Below are 17987 nucleotides of genomic sequence, written 5' to 3' on the forward strand. Positions count from 1 at the left end.
GCAGTAGCGAAGCCCGCCTGTCCTTCGACCAGCCGCGAGCGACTGGCTCAGGAACCGGGAGATCGTCAGCGCTGCCCAGGGCTGCCGAGCACCTTCGCGAGGTCGTAGCTCAACGGCTCGTCCAACTGCTCGTAGGTGCACGACTCCGGATCCCGGTCATCCCTCCAGCGCACGAACTGGGCGGTGTGCCGGAAGCGGTCTCCCTCCATGTGGTCGTACTTCACCTCCACCACGCGTTCGGGGCGCAGGGCGGTGAAGGACAGGTCCTTGGTCGCGTTCCACCGCGACTTCGCCGCCGACGTCGGCGTCCGCTGTCCCGCCGCCTCGGCCCACGGATGCACGTCGGATTCGTCAACGAGCGGCTGAAGCTCCTCGAACAGCTCCAGTCGCCGCGCCATCGGGAACGCCCCGATCACGCCCACCGAGTTGAGCCGCCCGTCGTCGGTGTAGAGCCCCAGCAGGAGGGAGCCGACGGCCCGCGGGTCGTTCTTGTGCGGCCGGTAGCCGGCGACGACCACGTCGGCCGTGCGCTCGTGCTTCAGCTTGTACAGCACCCGCTTGTCCTCCTGGTACGGCTGATCCAGGGGCTTGGCGATCACCCCGTCAAGGCCGGCGCCCTCGAACTGCTCGAACCACTCCATGGCGGTGGCCTTGTCGCTGGTGGCCTGAGTGAGATGGATGGGTGCTTGCGCCTTCCTCAGCGCCTCTTCCAACGCGACCCTGCGCTCCGAGAACGGCCGCTCGGTGAGGTTGTCCATGCCCAGCGCCAACAGGTCGAAGGCCACGAAGCTGGCGGGCGTCTCCCGCGCCAGCTTCTCGATCCGAGACGCCGCCGGGTGGATCCGCTGCTGCAGGGCGTCGAAGTTGAGCCGGTCCCCCGTCTCGGGGTCGATCATGATGATCTCGCCGTCGATGACCGAATGGTCCGGGAAGTTCGCGATGACCGCCGCCACCAGTTCCGGGAAGTAGCGGGTCATGGGCCGCTCGTTGCGGCTGCCGATCTCCACGTTGTCCCCCGAGCGCCAGATGATCGAGCGGAAGCCGTCCCACTTGGGCTCGAACAGGTACTCGCCCTTCGGCAGCTTCTTCACCGGCTTGGCCAGCATCGGCCCGAACGGTGGGACGACGGCGGTGCCCCACTGCGCGTCGCGCTCGGCCTTGGGCGCGAGGTATTCGTCGTCGCCCTTGTCCGTCTTGCGCTTCGAGGGCGGTACCCGCGGCGGTTCGCCGGGCATCTTCGGGTAGTCGGGTGGAAAGTTCAGCTCGCCCAGCCCCCGCTCGAGGTCCTTGTTCCACAGTTCGAGCGCGCCGTCGACGCTGCCCACCTCGTCGTCGATGTCCGCCCACGCGCAGCCACGCTCCGCAACGATCCCGGGCACGGTGTGCACGGTGAAGCTGCGCGGGTCTGCGCCCTCGAGGTCCTCCCAACTGAGCGGCATCGACACCGGGGCGCCGGGTAGGGGGCGCGGCGAGTAGGCGGCGGCGATGGTGCGGTCGCGGTTGGCCTGGTTGAAGTCGACGAACACGCGCTCGCCGCGCTCCTCCTTCCACCAGGCGCTGGTGACGAGCTCCGGCAGGCGCCGCTCCAACTCGCGGGCGATGCCGATCACGCCGTGGCGCACGTCCTGGAACTCGTGTGTCGGCTGGATGCGGGCATAGACGTGCACCCCGCGGTTTCCGGAGGTCTTGGCGTAGGCCTTGAGGCCCACCTCGGCCATGAGGTCGCGCAGGGCGAGGGCGGCGGTGACGGCATCGGCGAAGCCCCGGCCGGGCTGCGGGTCCAGGTCGATGCGCAGTTCGTCCGGGTTGTCCACCTCGGGCACGCGCACGGGCCACGGGTGGAAGGTGATGGTGCCCATCTGCGCCGCCCACGCCAGATCGGCCGGCTCGTCGAAGACCAACTGCTCGTGGCGCCGACGCGACGGGTAGGTGCACATGACGGTGTTGAGGAACTCCGGTGCGCCCCGTGGCGGACGCTTCGAGAAGAACTCCTCCCCCTCGATCCCCTCAGGGAACCGTTGGAGGGTCATGGGACGGTCGCCGCCCAGGTGCAGGAAGGGATCAGCCACCGCGAGCAGGTACTCCGCGAGCGTGCGCTTGGTCACCGGGCCGGCCCCGTCGTCGGGCCAGAGCGCCTTATCGGGCGAGGAGAGTTTGACCTCGCGGACGCCCTCGGGGCCGTCGATCGCCAGCATCACGGGATCTGCCATGCGGCAAGGCTACTTCCACCGGCCATGACATGGGCCCGCGACGCCGGAGCGGTCCGGTCAGCGCATGTCGCGGGGTTTGAACATGGTCAGCAGTGCGGCGCGGTACTCCTCGCGCTCGGCCGCCATGTCGTCGAGCACCGGGTCGGTGGCCGCGTTGGGATCGAATCGCGCGTAGGCGCGCTCGGCCGCGAGCATCACGTGGGTGCAGATGGAGCCCACCTGGGCGTCGTCGAGCCACTTCGGGTCGAACGCGACACGCTCGGCGATGCCTGCTCCATTGAGGGTGATCGTGACCCCCTTGGATCTGCCCGACACCGGGGCGGGTGGAGGAGGGGCCTGATGCTCGGCCAGCGCCGCCGCGTGGCGCTCGTCCATCTCCTTGCCCAGCTGATCGAACATCACCAGGGAACGGCGACTCAGCTCCGGCAGGTCCACGAAGCTCTCCAGCACGTCAGCAGGGACCTCGGGGCTCCGGGGCGACTCGTCGTGCTCCGGTTCGAGCCGCACACACGACAACAGGAAGGCCTGCCGGAACCGGGATTCCAGCCCAGCCGCGTCGGGCACCTTGTGGAACCACACCGGGGAGAGCCGCACCTTGGTGAGGCGGCCGTCTTCCACCCAGATACGCACGATCCTGTCGTAATCCGAGAAGCCGCCGTCCGTGTCGTCGAACCCGGCTTCCTCCGGCTCATCGTCATCGGCTGCCCCATAGGCCGGCGCCGCTAAGGGGTCGTCCTCGACGGCGGGTTCCTCCTCAGGCGCCTCGCTGGCCGGCATCGGGGCCAGCGGGTCGTAGTCGTCATCACATCCGGTCACGGTCACGGAACCTCGGCGGCGAACAACTCGCACCAGGCCGCCAACTCATCAAACGTCAACGTGTCGAACTCATCCACCGCACCCCAGGACCGCCCCGAGCTTCCATTGAAATGACAGGTCTCCCGCTCGAACGAATCCACGTAACACCAGACCCCGGGACGAAGCTCCTCCGGGTTGTTCATCTGCACCCCGTAATCCTCACCCGCCGGCTCGGCCCAACTGGTCGGCAGCACGCTGATGCGCTCAGACTCCGCCACCGTGGCCCGCTCGATGTCATACGACGGCGCCCCCGCCGTCCACACCAACGTGTACCCGTCGATCTCCGCCGGATACTCCTCATCCGGCAACCGTCCGATATCCCCACTCAACTCGGGGCTGGGCTCAACCGTCGGCTCCGAGGGCGACGACGTCGCCGTCGACTCCTCCGTGACGACGGGGCTCGGCGCCGGCGACTCCTGCCCCGAAGGGGTGCAACCGAGGAGCAGCCCAGCGCCGGCCAGCAGCACCAGGGTCACACTTCGCAGGTGGGGCCCACTCTTCCGCGGATCCATCAATCCTCATTCCTGTACACGCCGTCGTTGCCGGGATTCCCGGCGCTGTGGGACCCCGGGCCGTCCACTCGGGTGTCGTCGGCCGCATCCGTGTCCGGCACGCCGTCGGTCTGCTCGGGGGGCGTGCCAGCCTGGCCGCCACCGGTGGGCCAGGACCCGGGCGTCAGCAGCGCCGGAGCGGAGAGGACGTTGTGCACCTGCGCCTGGAGGTTCTGGGCGACCTCCTTCACCGGCTCGCCCTGGCGTGCCTTCTGAATACTGCTTGACAGCTCCTGCAGCAGGGGGGCCGCCGCGGACACCCGCCGGTAGTAGGCGTCCCCCTGGCTGCCGGAAAGCGTGTTGATCTCCGCGGTCACCCGGATCATCTCCCGGTCCATGAAGAGGAACAGCGCCCGGTTGAACAGGGCGATCTGGTTGATGGCGTTCGCCATGCTCACCGCCATCCCCTGCAACTCCTGCGTGGCGTCGCGCTGGACGGTGCTGCGCTGACCGTAGCCCACGCTGGCCTCGCCCTGCCAACCAGGGATCTGCTCGACATGGGCAATCCGCGCCTGGATGTCGCTGATTCGGGTGGAAGACTCCTGCCACGCCCGTGCATCCGCCTCCAGGTCACCAGGCACCGGGCCAACGTTCTCCTTCACACTTGAGACCGAGCTATCAATCGCCCCGAGGAAACGACGGCACAACTCGATGCGTTGGTTACCAGCAGCCTTGAAGTCCTGACGCCCAGGCCAGTAGCCGAAGGGGCCGTCCTTCCAGAGGGCCTCCAACTCGGACATCAGGTTCCAGGACTCCTGCTCGTCCTTCTCGATCGCGTTCTCGACGGCGGTCTCAAGAGACCTGAAGGTGTTGGGCAGCCGGTAGGCGCTGACGTTCTCAGCGTCCTTGAGCGTGAACCCGCTACGCAGTGCCCAACTCTGGACGGCTGCGGCGATGCCGCCGCCGTCCGCCGTGTGATGCGCGAGATGGGTCATCCGATCTTCCCCGCTTCCTGCACGTTGGCCTGCTCAGCCTGCCGGTAACTGTTAGCCGTGTCCATCAGCAGGCCAGAAATCGAGTTGTATTCGCCGCCTGCTCCGGTGGACCACTGCGTGGTGGAACTTGAGAGGGAGACAACCCCCAGATCTGGCACCAGCCCGAACGTCGTCGGCACGTTGGTGGTGGTGACCGCGCTCATGTCGCTGGACAGTTGGTTCCAGTCCTTCGCCACGGCCTCCAACTGCTCAGGGTCCACCTGGTAGTCGGTGCCTCCACCGCCACCCCCGGAACTCGTGCGCGGTGTCGCGCCGGGACCAGTTGGACCACCTGGCCCACCCGGATAGCTGCTACTCGGGTACGTCGGTGAGGGTGGCGGCGCACCCACCTGGGGGCTGGGCGTCGGGTAGTAACCCGACGGCGGGGTGGACGGATTCGGGTACGACGGCGGCACGTAACCCGGATCGCCAGGACCAGGCACATAACCGGGATCGCCAGGACGCGGGACGTAGCCCGGATCGCCAGGACCCGGCACATAGCCCGGATCACCCGGACCAGGAACGTAACCAGGATCACCCGGACGCGGGGTGTAGCCCGGATCGCCGGGACCAGGCACATAGCCCGGGTCACCAGGGCGCGGGACGTAGCCCGGGTCACCCGGACGCGGGACGTAGCCCGGATCACCCGGACGCGGGACGTAGCCCGGATCACCCGGACGCGGAACATAGCCCGGATCACCCGGACGCGGAACATAGCCCGGATCACCCGGACCAGGAACGTAGCCGGGATCACCCGGACGCGGGTTGTAGCCCGGATCACCCGGGCCCGGAACGTAACCAGGATCACCCGGACGCGGGTTGTAGCCCGGGTCACCCGGACGCGGGATGTAACCGGGATCACCCGGACCAGGGACGTAGCCCGGGTCACCGGGACCCGGCACGTAGCCCGGCTCACCGGGGCCAGGGCGATCACCGCCGGGGCCGACGCCGGCCGCCATGGGGCCGAACGATGGGCCGCCCCCGCCGCCAGGGAGGCCGCCTGGGCCACCCAGGCTGCCGGGAGCGACACCGCCAACGGGCGCGCCGGCGCCACCGGGAACGGGTGCACCGGGCATACCGGCTCCGGGGGCGCCGCGCATCATGCCTGCGCCGCCGAGGCCCCCCATGGGATCCCCACCGACGACGCCGCCGGGGGCGGCCGCTCCGCCACGGCCCGCTCCGCCTGCGCCACCCATCATGGGGGGCATCATCGACTGGCCGCCCTGGCCTTTCTTCCCCTTGGACCCGACGGAATTGGGGTTCAGCTGGGCCTCTCCCAGATCCGAATCGTCAATCTCATCATCGGAATCCGCGCGCACACCCGCGATACCGCCTTCGGCGGCACGCTTCATCGCCTGTTCCCATACGTGCTCAGCGTCAGTCATCGCCATCTCCTCAGGACATAGACCGATTCCCAGTTAACCAGCCGGAGGGATCAGATCGGTGGATTCCTCCCCGCCGACGTTCAGGGACTCAACCAACGTCAGGTCTCACGCGGCGTGGGTCACCTTGTACTGCGCCGCCGTCAGGCGACGCTTGCGGGCAATCGCGGTGACCGACAGCGCCAGGGCGATGACCCCGAACAGCAGTGCGACGGTGGCGAGGCCCACCTCGCCGGTGCCATCGGCCATGTGCGTGCGCACCAACTCGAGGCCGTTCTGCAGCGGCGAGATCGCGCCGATCGGGGAGAGCCAGCCCACGGCCGACGACAGGCCGAGACCCACCGTCACCACGAGGAGGAGCACCGAGATGGCGCGACCCACGTTGCCCAGCCAGCCCGCCAGTGCATGGTTGGCCAGCGCGAACGAACCGCCCAGCGCCATCATCAGCAACACCAGCACACCGGCCGTCCCGGCGCTGAGGCCCAGCAGGACGGAACCGATCAGGCCCAGGATGAGGCCCTCGCCGACGACGAGCGCCAGCGGCAGCCACACCGTGCGGCCCCACAGCGCGACGCTGGCGGCGCGGGAGGTCACCACGTCGCGCGGCACCGGGCGCCAGAAGGCGAACGCGGCCAGGCCGCCCAGCCACAGGCCGGCGACGATCAGCAGCGCCGTCGACGACACCTTGGCGGGGCTGATCAGTTCGTCGTTCTGGGCGACAGGCGCGGCGGCGACGCTGGAGAGCTGCTTGCGCTCCTCCTGCGAGTAGCTCGGCAGGTCCTGCGCACCCTTCTCCAGCTCGGTGTTGAAGAGCTGGAGGCCGTCAGAGAGCTCGCCGGCGCCGTCGGACAGTTGGCTCAGCCCGTCGCTGAGGGCGGTGCTGCCCTCCGCGGCCTGGCGCACGCCCTGCGTGTACTGGCCCACGCCGTCGACGTAGGTCTCGGCGCCGTCCTGCAGCTCGCCCACCCCGGAATCGAGCTGGCCGACGCCATCGGCGAGGCCGGAGGCGCCGTCGGCCAGGCCGCGGGCGCCGGTCTGCAGCCGCCGCACGCCATCGGGCAGCGCCGAAACGCCGTCGGAGAGCTGCGTCACACCGTCGGAAAGCTGCCGCGCACCGGTCTGCAGCTGCTGCACCCCACCGGGCAGCGCCGAAACGCCGTCGGAAAGCTGCGTCACACCGTCGGAAAGCTGCCGCGCACCCGTCTGCAACTGCTGCACCCCGCCGGGCAGTTGGGCTGCGCCGTCGGAGAGCTGGGTGGCGCCATCGGCCAGAGCGGCCGTGCCGGTATCGAGTTCGGAGGCGCCGCCGGCCAGCGCTGACGTGCCGTCCGCCAAACCGCGGGCACCCTCGGCGAGCTGGGTGATGCCGCCGGGCAGCGCACCGATCTCCTCCTTGAGCTGCTGCAGGCCGCCGTTGAGCAGCGGCGCACCCTGCGCGATGAGGGGCGCGGCCTCGACGAGGGGCTGGGCCTCGGTGACGATCTGGTCTGCGCCGTCGCGCACCTGGGTGAGCCCGCCCTTGAGCTGGTCCATCTGCGCGGGCAGGTCCGCGAGCCCTGCGGCGAGTTCGTCCACGCCATCTGCGAGCTGACCGGCGCCGGCGGCAAGCGCTGCGGCGCCGGCGAGCAGCGACTGGCCGCTCTGCGAATCCGCGGTGTTGAGCATGGCGCTGGCGGTCCCGGTGCCCGCCTGGAACCCGGCCCCGAAGCTGGCCTCCACGCCGGCGCGGAACGTCTGCTCCAGCATGGCGCAGGTTGCCGGATCCTCCACCGGGCACACGAACCCGGCGGCGATCTGGTCCACCGCAGCGGCCACCTCTGCGGGCATGGGCGCCTGCCCGGAGGCGAACGCCTGGAGCGTCTGGTCAACCTGGGCGAGGCCGCCGCTCAGCGCGGTGGCGCCGTCGGCGCTCTGGCGCGCGCCGGTGGTGAGCGCCTCGAGGCCTTCCGCACCGCCTGCGGGGGTGTCGAGTTCGTTGATGATCTGGTCCAGGCCGCCGCGGAGCTCCCCGACCCCCTCGACGAGGGCCGCCGAGCCGTTCGCGAACTCGGGCAGGCCCCCCAGCAGCGGGGCGGCCTGATCGGCCAGCTGGGTCACGCCGTCGACGAGGGCCGGCGCCTGCGCGGCGAACTCGTCGACACCATCAGCCAACTGGTCCGCGCCGGTGGCCAGCTCCCCCGCACCCGTGGCGAGTTCGCCGGCGCCGTCGGAGAGCTGGGTGACGCCGTCGGCAAGCTGCGAGGCGCCGTCGGCCAACGCCGGCGCCTGCCCCGCAAACTCATCGACACCATCAGCAAGCTGATCGGCACCACCGGCAAGCTGCGAGGCACCCTCGGCCAACACCGGCGCCTGCCCCGCAAACTCATCGACACCATCAGCAAGCTGATCGGCACCACCGGCAAGCTGCGAGGCACCATCGGCCAACGCCGGCGCCTGCCCCGCAAACTCATCCACACCATCAGCAAGCTGGCCTGCGCCGTCAGCGAGCTGCCCGGCGCCGGAGTTGAGTTCGCCCACGCCGCTGCGGAGCTCGCCCACGCCGTCGGCGAGCTGCGAGCCGCCGTCGACGAGGGGGCCGGCGTTGTCGCTGAGCTGCGTCATGCCGTCGCTCAGCTCAGCCGCGCCGTCCGCGGACTGCTGTGCGCCGTCGGCCAGTTGGGAGGAGCCGTCGTTGAGCTGCGAGACACCGTCGATCATCTCGCCGAACTGCTCGCCGACGGTGTTGAAGCCCACGTAGATGCCGTCGAGGTAGCCCTCGGTGAGCTGGGAGTTGATGGTGTCGGTGGCGATGCGCGCGATCTGCTCGGCCACCTGCGAATCGGTCACGGGCGCGTTCTCGCTGACGGTGACCTGGATGCCGGCCTGCTCGGCGCGGGCCGCGTCGTTCTCCGACCAGGAGGTGGCGTTCTTCGAGAAGTTCTCCGGGATGGTCACCACCGCGGAGTACTTGCCGGAGCGGAGGCCCTCCTCCGCGCTGGGCGTATCTGCGAGGGTCCAGTTGATGTTGTCGCCTTCGCGCTCGAGCATGGCGGCGGCCAACTGGCGGCCCATGGGGATGTACTGGTCCCCCACGGTGACGGCCTGGTCGAGGTTGACGACGGCGGCGCCGATCCGTTGCTCACCGCCCCGGCCGATCAGCCCCAGCAGGATGCCCACGGCCAGCAGCGGCACCAGGGCCATCGCCAGGATCTGGGTTGCGTTGGGTCGCTTGAACTTGCTCATGCCCTGGACTCCTCGTGCATGGATGAGGCGGCGTCCACGACGCCGTCGATGGGGAAGCTGGAGAGGTGCTCCACGCTGGCTGCGCCGAGGAGGACGGCGCCGCGTTCGCGGGTGCGGTCGATGAGGTGGATGAGGGCCTCGTGCGCCGCGCCGGTGGCGGCGCGCTCGGCGGAGTCGATGACCACGACGGTGGCCGCGCGCGTCGCCTCGAGGGCGGTGGCCGGGTCGTCGACGTGGGCCAGATCGAGGTAGGTGACCCGGCGGCGGACGCGGGTCGCGGCCCCGGGCAGCAGCGCGCCGGCGACCCGGGCCCGGCCGCCCGTCGTCTCCAGTCGGCCGCTGAGCGCGAGCAGCGCTCCGGTGCGGGAGCCGACCGGACCGGCGAGGCCCACCACGTCGCCCTGGTCGAGGCGGAAGGTGAGGGGTTCGACGATGCCGTCGACGGCCAGTTTGTCGGCGTGCAGGACAGAGCCGTCGCCCGGCCAGTCCTTCAGCGCCATCTCCTTGGAGAGCACCTCGCCCTCCACGTCGAAGGTGGGCAGGATGCGGTCGAGCCACTTCGGCAGCCACCAGGCGCGGTCGCCCAGCAGGGTCATCACGGCCGGCACCAGCGTCATGCGCACCAGGAACGCGTCGATCGCGACGCCGACGGCCAGTGCGAACGCGATGGCCTTGATCGCCATCATGCCGGTGGGCACGAAGAAGGCGAACACGGCGAACATGATGATGGCGGCCGCGGCGACGACGGGGCCGGAGGCGACGAACCCGCTGCGGATCGCGTCAAGCGCACTCTTGCCGTGCACGTACTCCTCGCGGATGCGGCTGACGAGGAACACCTCGTAGTCCATGGCCAGGCCGAACAGGATGCCCATCAGCAGAATGGGTAGGAAGGAGATCACCGGCATGGGTCGCTCGATGTTGACGATCTCCTTGAACCAGCCCTCGTTGAACACCAGCGTGGTGGCGCCGAACGCCGCGCCCACGCTCAACAGGTAGCCCACCGTCGCCTTCACGGGCACCCACACGGAGCGGAACACCGCGGCCAGCAGCACCAGCGACAGGCCGACGACGAGCAGGCCGAACGGCAGCAGCGCGCGGGTGAGCTTGTCGCTGATGTCGATGCCGATGGCCGTCATGCCGGTCACGTTGGTGCTGACGCCGTACTTGTCCACCCACTCGTCGTGCCGGTCGATGATGGCGCGCGTGAGGTCTGCGGTCTCCGGGTCGTCCGGGCCGGTGGTGGGCACCACCTGGATGAGGCCGGTGTCGGCGTTGGGGTTGGGGGTCGACAGCGGCACCGACGCCACCCCGTCCATGGCCTCGATGTCTGCCTTGAGGTCAGCCATGACGCCCAGGGGATCGGTGGAGCCGATGATGTCGGCCGTGACGACGAGCGGGCCGTTGACGCCCTCGCCGAAGTGCTCGGCCATCAGGTCGTAGGCGACACGCGCGGGCTGATCCGGCAACTGCTGCCCGGCGTTGGGCAGCGAGACGCGCAGGCCCAGCGTCGGGACGGCGAGGGCGCCGAGCAGCACGACCACACCGATGATGGTGGGGATGGGGAACCGGGTGGTCACACCCACCCACCAGGCGAACAGCCCGCTCCCTGAGCCGCGCTTGGCCTTCTTCGGCTTGGGGCGCATGCGTTCGCCCATGAAGCCCATCAGCGCGGGCAGCATGGTCAGCGCCACCACCACCGCCAGCGCCACGCCCAGCGCGGCGAAGATGCCCATGACGGTGAGGAACGGGATGTTGGCCACAGCCAGGCCCAGCAGCGCGATGAACACGGTGACGCCGGCGAACACGACGGCGGAGCCGGAGGTGCCGACGGCGCGGCCGGCCGACTCCTCAGGGTCGAGGCCCTCGCGGAGCAGGTCACGGTGCCGCGAGAGGATGAACAGCGCGTAGTCGATGCCGACGGCGAGGCCCAGCATCACTGCGAGCATGGGGGTGGTGGAGTTGATGTCGAAGATGCGCGTCAGCAGCAGCATGATCGCCATCGTGATGCCCACGCCCGTGATGGCGGTCAGCAGCGGAAGGCCGGCGGCCACCAGCGAGCCCAGCAGGAGCGCCAGCACGATCAGCGCCACCACCAGGCCGATGGCCTCGATGATACTGAGGTGCGGGATCTCGATGTTGTAGGCCTCGCCGCCCATCGACACGATGCTGCCGGCAGGCAGGTCCGCCTCGAGTTGATCGGCCACCTCGGTGATGGGCGCGAGGTCCTCCTCCGTGGGGGTCTCGCTGAAGTCGAGGCTGAGCTGGATGAGCGCGGCCTGCCCGTCGTCGGAGATCAGCCCGTCGACGAACTCGTTCCACGGCGAGGTGGCGCCGTTGTCATCCTGCACCTCGTCCAGTTCGCCGAACTGCGCCACGGCGTCCTCGATGACCGGCTTGTGGTTGTCGACGGTGTCGCCCTCGGGCACGACGACCACCGCCATCGCGGACAGCGCCGCCCCTTGTGGGAAGGTGATACGCAGCTTGTCGAGCGCGTCCTGCGAGCGCGACGACGGGATCTCGAAGGCGTTGTTGAAGGCGCCCATGAAGGCCACCCCGGCGCCGCCTAGGCCCAGCAGAAGGACCAGCCAGATGGCGAGCACGGTGGTGCGACGGCGGTAGCACCATTTACCGACGGCGTAGAGCCAGGCTGACATTGAGTGACCTATCCTTCAAGGGGGTGACCGAGCACAGCAGCTAGTGGCGTGCGGGTTGTGATACAAGTGTGCACTTGAAAATGTGGAGGCCCAAATGGAGATGCAGGACACGGCCCGCCGTCGTGCCACCCGCGCGCGCCTCGTGGAGGCGGCGATCAACGAGTTCGGGCGCGACGGCATCGACGCCACCAGCGTCGAACAACTGTGCGAGGCCGCAGGCTTCACACGGGGCGCCTTCTACTCGAACTTCAGCAGCAAGGACGATCTGTGCATCGCGGTCGCCCGTCAGGTGGCGGAGGACGTCGCGCAGCGGTTCCGTGGCGTGCTGGCGGACATGCCGGACCGGATCGGGCACGACGACGTGGTCGCCGCGGTCCTGGGCGTCGGGCAGCTCACCCCTGAACTGCATGCCACGCAGGTGGAGTTGGCGCTGCGCGCCGCGCGCCGCCCGGAGTTCGCCGTTCGCCTGGAGGCCGCCCGCGAGGATCTGTGGCCGCTCTACGCCGAGGTGTTGGAGCAGGCATCCCAGCGGGCCCACACCCGGCTCATCGTGCCCGTGATGGACATGCTGCAGATCATCGAGGCGCTGTACTACTCGCCGCAGCTCATCGGTAAGCAGGAGGAGTCGCTCCGGCTGATCACGCTGGCCACCCGCCACCTCATCGAACCGCTGGAAGGAACCCGACAGTGACCGCACGCATCAGCAAGCTCGTCACCGACAACGGAGAGGGCCACGAGAACAACGTGTGGCTGATCGGCAACGACGCGGAGGTCGTCGTGATCGACCCGGCGCACGACGCCGCTGCCGTCGCCGAAGCGGTGGGCGGCCGCCGGGTCACGCAGATCGTGCTGACCCACGGCCACTGGGATCACGTGGGCGCCGCGCTGGAGTTCGCGTCCCTGGTGGGCGAACCCCCCATCCGGCTGGGCGAAGCGGACCGCTTCCTGTGGTCTGAACAGCACGGCGACGCGGGCTTCGTGCCGCTGGCCGACGGCGAGCGCCTGCCGGTGGCGGGCATCGAGTTGGAGGTGCGGCACACCCCCGGGCACACGCCTGGTTCGTCGTCGCTGGTCTCGGAGGATCTGGGCTGCGTGTTCAGCGGTGACGCCCTCTTCGAGGGCGGCCCCGGCGCCACCCGGTGGGACTATTCGAGCTTCGAGCAGATCATCGCCTCGATCACGCAGCGGCTGCTGTCGCTGCCCGACGCGACGGCGGTGCACACCGGCCACGGCCCGTCGACCACCATCGGGGCTGAGCGCCCCGCCCGCGCCGAGTGGATCGCCCGCGGCTGGTGAACCCCGGTCCCTGAGCGTTCGCCAGCGACGAAGGAGCCAGCGATGCTCAGGGACCAGCTAGCGCACGCCGCACTCGAGGGCGATCAGCACCAGGTGCACGCGGTCCCGCGCGCCGAGCTTGCTCAGCAGCCGGCCGATGTGGGTCTTCACGGTGCCCTCCGCCATGTACAACCGCTGGGAGATCTCCGTGTTGTTCGCCCCGCGGGCGACCTCGCGCAACACCTCGTTCTCCCGCTCGGTGAGCACTTCGAGCCTGCTCTCGGCCGCGGGAGCGGTGCCGGGCAGCTTGTCCGCGAAATGGGTGAGGAGCCGGCGCGTGGCCGACGGGGCGACCACCGCGTCGCCTGCCGCGACCGACCGGATGGCGCCCAGGAGTTCCTCGGGGCGGGCATCCTTGAGCAGGAACCCGCTTGCGCCGTTACGGAGGGCGGCGAACACGTAGTCGTCGAGGTCGAAGGTGGTCAGCACCAGCACCTTGGTGTTGCCGCCCAGCTCTGAGATCTGCCGGGTGGCCTCGGTGCCGTCCATCACGGGCATCCGGATGTCCATCAGCACGACGTCGACTGGGCGGGACCTGACCATGTCCACCGCCTGCTGCCCGTTGTCCACCTCGCCGACGGCCTCCATGTCGTCGGCTGAATCGATGAGCATGCGGAATCCGCTGCGCACCAGCGACTGGTCGTCTGCCAACAGCACCTTGATCATCAGTTCTCCCTCAGCCAACTCGCACCGATACGGCTCGGCATGGGCAGCCGGGCCTTCACCTCATATCCTCCACCCGCGCGGGGTCCGGCGGAGATCTCGCCGCCCATCGCCGTGACGCGCTCGCGCATTCCCCGCACCCCGGACCCCTGCCCGTCCGTGGAGGCGAGGGAGCCCACGCCGTCGTCGCGCACGAGGATCTCGATCCCGTCGACGTCGTAGGTGACCCGGACGGTGGCGCGCGCCGTCGTGCCCGCGTGTTTGAGGAAGTTCGTCACGGCCTCCTGCACGACACGGTAGGCGGCCAGGCCCAACGACTCCGGCACCAGGGGCGGCTCGCCGCGGACCTCCAGCGAGACCCGGTCCCCGGCCCCTTCCACCAGCGTCGGGATCTGGGCCAGGGTGGGTGCGGGGCCGAACTGCGGGGATTTCTCATCGCCCCGCATGAGCGCGACGATGCGGCGGACCTCGGCGATGGACTTGCGGCCCGTCTCCGCGATGACGCCGAGGGCCTCAACCGCGGCCTCCGGGCGCTTGGCGGTCAGCGCCTTGGCGCCCTCGGCCTGCACCACGATGATCGACAGTGAGTGGGCCAGTACGTCGTGCAGTTCCTGCGCCACCTGGGTGCGGGCCCTGCCCTCGGCGAGCTGGATCTCCTGCTCGGAGTGCTTCTGCGCCGCGATGAACCGTTCTGTGACGATCTCCCGGTCGAGCGCCTCGGCGAGCCTCAGTTGGCGCTGGAGGCGGCCCCAGAGGTAGGCCAGGCCCACGATCGTCAGGCACAGCACCACGAGCAGCGACGTGCCCAGGAAGCGGTACTGCTCCGGCAGCGCGGTGGTCCAGCTCGCCGGCCCGGCGATGGAGCCGGCGATGGCGAACAGGAGCACGAAGAAACCTGCGAAGAGCCGTTGATAGCGGCCCACGCTGTAGATCACCAGCGGCACTGCCAGCAGCGCTGGGAGCGGCACGCCGAGCGTGAGCACCATGCCGACACCCGCCCCGGCGAGCAGGGTCAGCGCGAGCAGCGGGACGAGCCGGCGGAAGACCAGCGCCGCGCACATCAGCAGCGTCCAGCCGAACGCGGGCCAGAAGAAGTCAGCCCGGCCCACAGCCAGCAGCGGCACCGTCGTGCCCAGCAGGCAGGCCAACGCCAGGGCACCGTCCTTGAGGAAGGTGCGCCCGTCGCGCGATTGCCGGAACTTGCCCATCGTGCTGTCAGACTAGGCCCTGGGAGCCCGCAATGCCGTCAGACCGTGGGCGCTGATCGACCGGCCCGCGGTCTGACCCGGGTAGATTGGGAGCATGATGCGCAAGCTGTTGTGGTTGATCGGCCTCGTCGCCCTGAGTTCCGTGGTGGTAGCCGTGGTGGACCGTCAGAAGGCCGAGCGGCGCCGTCAACTCTGGGCCGAGGCCACAGACTGACTACATGTGACGCTCAGGCGGCGGTGAGGCCCCGGTGCCGCGTTCGAAAGCGGCGTGACCCAGCCTGCGGGCCGCTGCGGAGAGCCAGGCGGCGCACGCCAGGTAGCCGGCGGCGATACCCAGGAAGGCCACCATGCTGAGGCCGGTGGGCGGCAGCACGAACGCCGCCAGCACGCCGGCCGTGACGAAGGCGCCGTTGAAACCCATGTCGTAGAACGTGAACACCCGGCCCTTGAACTGCTCGCCGACGTGGGCCTGAACGATGGTGTCGACGCAGATCTTGAAGGACTGCACCGCCAGGCCCACGAAGAAGCTCGTGACGAAGATCACCAGCTTCGAGGTGGTCAGGGCGATCACGACGGAGGATGCCGCGCCCAGCACGAGCAGGCCGATCGCAGTGCGGCGCAGGCCCCACGGCCGCACCAGCACCGGAACCAGCGGGGCGGACAGGATGAAGCCCGCGCCCGTGGCCAGGCCCCAGACCGCCAGGTCCGCGAGCGCCAGTTCCGGCTTGTCCGCCGGGTGCCACAGGTGCCTGGCCGCGAGGATGACCGCCACGCTGAGCAGCCCGAACAGCAGACGCGTGACGGCCATCTGCAGCAGCGCGATCAGAGCGACGGGGCGGGTGCGCAGGTGTCGCGCAGCCTCCGCCAATCCGGCCACGACGTCCCCCGCGGTTTCGACACTGCTCGCTGCGCTCGCCGGCTCAACCCACGGGGCGGTGGGGCCGAGGGCCGCGGGGGCGAATCCGCGGCACGTCCACACCGAGCCCAGGAACAGCACGGCGGCCAGCCCGAAGACCAGCGAATCCGCCTGGTGGGCCGCCAGCACGCCGTCGAACCCGAAGCGGACGGCCACCCCGACGATGGCGCCGATCACCACGCCGAGCGGACCCACCGTCGGGAGGATCGACGAGGCGGTGAGGTACTCGTCATCCTCGACGGTGTGCTGCAGGCCGGCCGAGAGCCCGGCCAGCATGAACCGGTTGACGCTCATCGCGATCAGCAGGGCGCCGAAGAGGACGATGGACCAGACCCCCGTCGTGGCGCCGGTGAAGATGATCACCCCGATGACCACGGAGAGGGCCGCCCTGGTGAGATCCGAGTAGAGCGCCACGTTGCGGCGGGACCAACGGTCCAGCAGCGGCGAGGCGAACGGGCCGATGACGGTGAACGGCAGCAGGGTCAGCGCCAGTACGCCGGCGATCGCCCAGGCGTTGGGTTGGCTCTGCGGTGAGAACAGGATGTAGGACGCCATGCCCACCTGGAGCGTGCCGTCGGCGGCCTGGCTCAGCAGCCTGAGCGTCAGGAGCCGGCGGAACGCCGCATGCCGCCAGAGGCGCTTCAGCGCTCCGAGAACCCCCATGGGTCAGCCGTGCCGCATGCTGGCACGCAGCGCGTGGGCCTTCTGCACCGCCTCGTAGGTGCCGGTCTCGTCCATCAGTTCGGTGACCTTGTCCTGGTCGAGCGTCTTCAGGCGCTCGGCCGCACGCAGCATGTCCTGGTAGGTGGCCTCATGGTCTGCCTCAGAGCCGTGGTACTCGGTGTGGAGGTAGCTGATGGCGTGGCGCTCGACGTTGCGCACCGCCGTCTTGATCTTGCCGGTGGGGCTGAGCAGCGACGCGACGACGGTGACGGCGAGGGAGACGATGATGACGATCAGTGAGTGGGCGATCCCGATCTCGAACACGGGAACCGGGTCGCCGCCGTTGATGAACGGGAGCTGGTTCTCGTGGAGGGCGTGGAGGATGAGCTTCACACCGATGAAGCCGAGGATGAACGCCAGGCCGTAATTGAGGTAGACGAGGCGGTCCAGCAGGCCGTCGATGAGGAAGTACAGCTGGCGAAGCCCCATCAGTGAGAACGCGGTGGCGGTGAACACGATGAACACGTTCTGGGTGAGGCCGTAGATGGCCGGGATGGAGTCGAGCGCGAAGAGGATGTCGGTGCCGCCGATGGCCACCATGACCAGCAGCATCGGGGTGAGGACGCGCTTGCCGTTCTCGTAGGTGAACAGCTTGTCGCCGTCGTAGTGGTCTGTGGTGTGGAGGTACTTCTTGGCCAGGCGGATGATGAAGTTGTCCGCCTCGTCGTCGCCCTCCTTCTCCGGGGCGAGCAGTTTGCCCGCCGTGATGATGAGGATCAGGCCGAAGAGGTAGAAGGCCCAGGAGAAGTTGTCGATGATCGCCTTGCCGGCGAAGATGAAGCCGGTGCGGGCGATGAGGGCGAACACGATGCCGAACAGCAGCACCTTCTGCTGGTCTTCGCGGGGCACGGCGAAGCTGGAGATGATGATGAGGAAGACGAACAGGTTGTCGACGCTCAACGCCTTCTCTGTGATGTAGCCGCCGAAGTATTCGGCGCCCATCTGCGCGCCGCCGAAGACCCACACCAGCACGCCGAAGAGCAGGGCGAGGCCCACGTAGATGGCCGACCAGACGGCGGCCTCCTTCAGCGTCGGGACGTGCGCCTTACGAACGTGGAAGATGAAGTCGAACGCGAGCAGTCCGAGGATCACGACGATGGTGATTCCCCACACCCACAGTGGAACGTTGGTCATTCGGCATACTCCTAGCCAGTGATACGGGGGCTTGGTGCGCCACCGGTACCCTTCAGGGCCAACGTCGATGACCCGGCAAGTGTACCCCCGCCTCGGGCGCACCCAGAAAATGGCGGGCGGGCCCGGCCGCCTGGCGCGCCACTGCGGGGAACTGTCGGGG

At 69.3% G+C, this 17987-nt stretch carries 13 protein-coding genes; 2 read left to right on the forward strand and 11 right to left on the reverse strand.

What is annotated here, in order from left to right; genetic code table 11:
• Positions 1-65 precede the first annotated feature (65 nt).
• From BN1186_RS16355 to BN1186_RS09690, 7 genes are all read right to left on the reverse strand, one after another.
• On the reverse strand, positions 66-2210 hold the full coding sequence (locus tag BN1186_RS16355) for an ATP-dependent DNA ligase (protein ID WP_040283782.1): 2145 nt from the start codon (positions 2208-2210) through the stop codon (positions 66-68).
• A 57-nt stretch (positions 2211-2267) separates the two neighbouring features.
• Positions 2268-3026, reverse strand: a complete 759-nt coding sequence (locus BN1186_RS09665; RefSeq protein ID WP_139651006.1) for a hypothetical protein — start codon at positions 3024-3026, stop codon at positions 2268-2270.
• Between the two features lie 2 nt (positions 3027-3028).
• A complete protein-coding gene (locus BN1186_RS09670) occupies positions 3029-3577 on the reverse strand; it encodes a hypothetical protein (protein WP_040283784.1) in 549 nt (182 codons plus the stop codon).
• Positions 3577-4551, reverse strand: a complete 975-nt coding sequence (locus BN1186_RS09675) for a hypothetical protein (RefSeq protein ID WP_040283785.1) — start codon at positions 4549-4551, stop codon at positions 3577-3579. Before BN1186_RS09675 ends, BN1186_RS09670 begins: the two co-directional genes overlap by 1 nt.
• Positions 4548-4811, reverse strand: a complete 264-nt coding sequence (locus BN1186_RS09680; RefSeq protein ID WP_040283786.1) for a hypothetical protein — start codon at positions 4809-4811, stop codon at positions 4548-4550. Before BN1186_RS09680 ends, BN1186_RS09675 begins: the two co-directional genes overlap by 4 nt.
• Positions 4812-6080: 1269 nt before the next feature.
• A complete protein-coding gene (locus BN1186_RS09685) occupies positions 6081-9194 on the reverse strand; it encodes an ABC transporter permease (RefSeq protein ID WP_040283787.1) in 3114 nt (1037 codons plus the stop codon).
• Positions 9191-11848: an MMPL family transporter gene (locus BN1186_RS09690; RefSeq protein ID WP_246043283.1), complete on the reverse strand. Its 2658-nt coding sequence runs from the start codon at positions 11846-11848 to the stop codon at positions 9191-9193. Before BN1186_RS09690 ends, BN1186_RS09685 begins: the two co-directional genes overlap by 4 nt.
• A 94-nt stretch (positions 11849-11942) precedes the next feature.
• On the opposite strand from BN1186_RS09690, the gene BN1186_RS16360 reads away from it, so the two are divergent.
• Positions 11943-12539 carry a TetR family transcriptional regulator gene (locus tag BN1186_RS16360; RefSeq protein WP_052460006.1) on the forward strand — a complete coding sequence of 199 codons (597 nt, stop codon included), beginning with the start codon at positions 11943-11945 and terminating at the stop codon, positions 12537-12539.
• On the forward strand, positions 12536-13144 hold the full coding sequence (locus BN1186_RS09700) for an MBL fold metallo-hydrolase (protein WP_040283788.1): 609 nt from the start codon (positions 12536-12538) through the stop codon (positions 13142-13144). The genes BN1186_RS16360 and BN1186_RS09700 overlap by 4 nt, the downstream gene beginning before the upstream one ends.
• Positions 13145-13201: 57 nt before the next feature.
• On the opposite strand, the gene BN1186_RS09705 is transcribed toward BN1186_RS09700, so the two are convergent.
• From BN1186_RS09705 to BN1186_RS09720, 4 genes are all read right to left on the reverse strand, one after another.
• Positions 13202-13849, reverse strand: coding sequence for a response regulator (locus BN1186_RS09705; RefSeq protein ID WP_040283789.1), 648 nt, complete (start codon positions 13847-13849; stop codon positions 13202-13204).
• Entirely contained in the window at positions 13849-15054 is a 1206-nt protein-coding gene (locus tag BN1186_RS09710) for a sensor histidine kinase (RefSeq protein WP_052460007.1), read from the reverse strand. The genes BN1186_RS09705 and BN1186_RS09710 overlap by 1 nt, the downstream gene beginning before the upstream one ends.
• 214 nt (positions 15055-15268) lie before the next feature.
• Positions 15269-16633 (reverse strand): MFS transporter, encoded by a 1365-nt coding sequence (locus BN1186_RS09715; RefSeq protein WP_040283790.1) that lies wholly within the window; start codon positions 16631-16633, stop codon positions 15269-15271.
• A 3-nt stretch (positions 16634-16636) separates the two neighbouring features.
• On the reverse strand, positions 16637-17827 hold the full coding sequence (locus BN1186_RS09720) for a TerC family protein (RefSeq protein WP_040283791.1): 1191 nt from the start codon (positions 17825-17827) through the stop codon (positions 16637-16639).
• Positions 17828-17987: the final 160 nt, after the last annotated feature.

Source organism: Tessaracoccus massiliensis, assembly GCF_000826065.2.
GTDB classification, from domain to species: domain Bacteria; phylum Actinomycetota; class Actinomycetes; order Propionibacteriales; family Propionibacteriaceae; genus Arachnia; species Arachnia massiliensis_A.

Bases quoted from the DNA above. Each gene is read 5' to 3' on its own strand.
- BN1186_RS16355 (WP_040283782.1), bottom strand. From the start codon at position 2,210: ATGGCAGATCCCGTGATGCTGGCGATCGACGGCCCCGAGGGCGTCCGC.
- BN1186_RS09670 (WP_040283784.1), bottom strand. From the start codon at position 3,577: ATGGATCCGCGGAAGAGTGGGCCCCACCTGCGAAGTGTGACCCTGGTG.
- BN1186_RS09675 (WP_040283785.1), bottom strand. From the start codon at position 4,551: ATGACCCATCTCGCGCATCACACGGCGGACGGCGGCGGCATCGCCGCA.
- BN1186_RS09685 (WP_040283787.1), bottom strand. From the start codon at position 9,194: ATGAGCAAGTTCAAGCGACCCAACGCAACCCAGATCCTGGCGATGGCC.
- BN1186_RS09690 (WP_246043283.1), bottom strand. From the start codon at position 11,848: ATGTCAGCCTGGCTCTACGCCGTCGGTAAATGGTGCTACCGCCGTCGC.
- BN1186_RS16360 (WP_052460006.1), top strand. From the start codon at position 11,943: ATGGAGATGCAGGACACGGCCCGCCGTCGTGCCACCCGCGCGCGCCTC.
- BN1186_RS09705 (WP_040283789.1), bottom strand. From the start codon at position 13,849: ATGATCAAGGTGCTGTTGGCAGACGACCAGTCGCTGGTGCGCAGCGGA.
- BN1186_RS09710 (WP_052460007.1), bottom strand. From the start codon at position 15,054: ATGGGCAAGTTCCGGCAATCGCGCGACGGGCGCACCTTCCTCAAGGAC.
- BN1186_RS09715 (WP_040283790.1), bottom strand. From the start codon at position 16,633: ATGGGGGTTCTCGGAGCGCTGAAGCGCCTCTGGCGGCATGCGGCGTTC.
- BN1186_RS09720 (WP_040283791.1), bottom strand. From the start codon at position 17,827: ATGACCAACGTTCCACTGTGGGTGTGGGGAATCACCATCGTCGTGATC.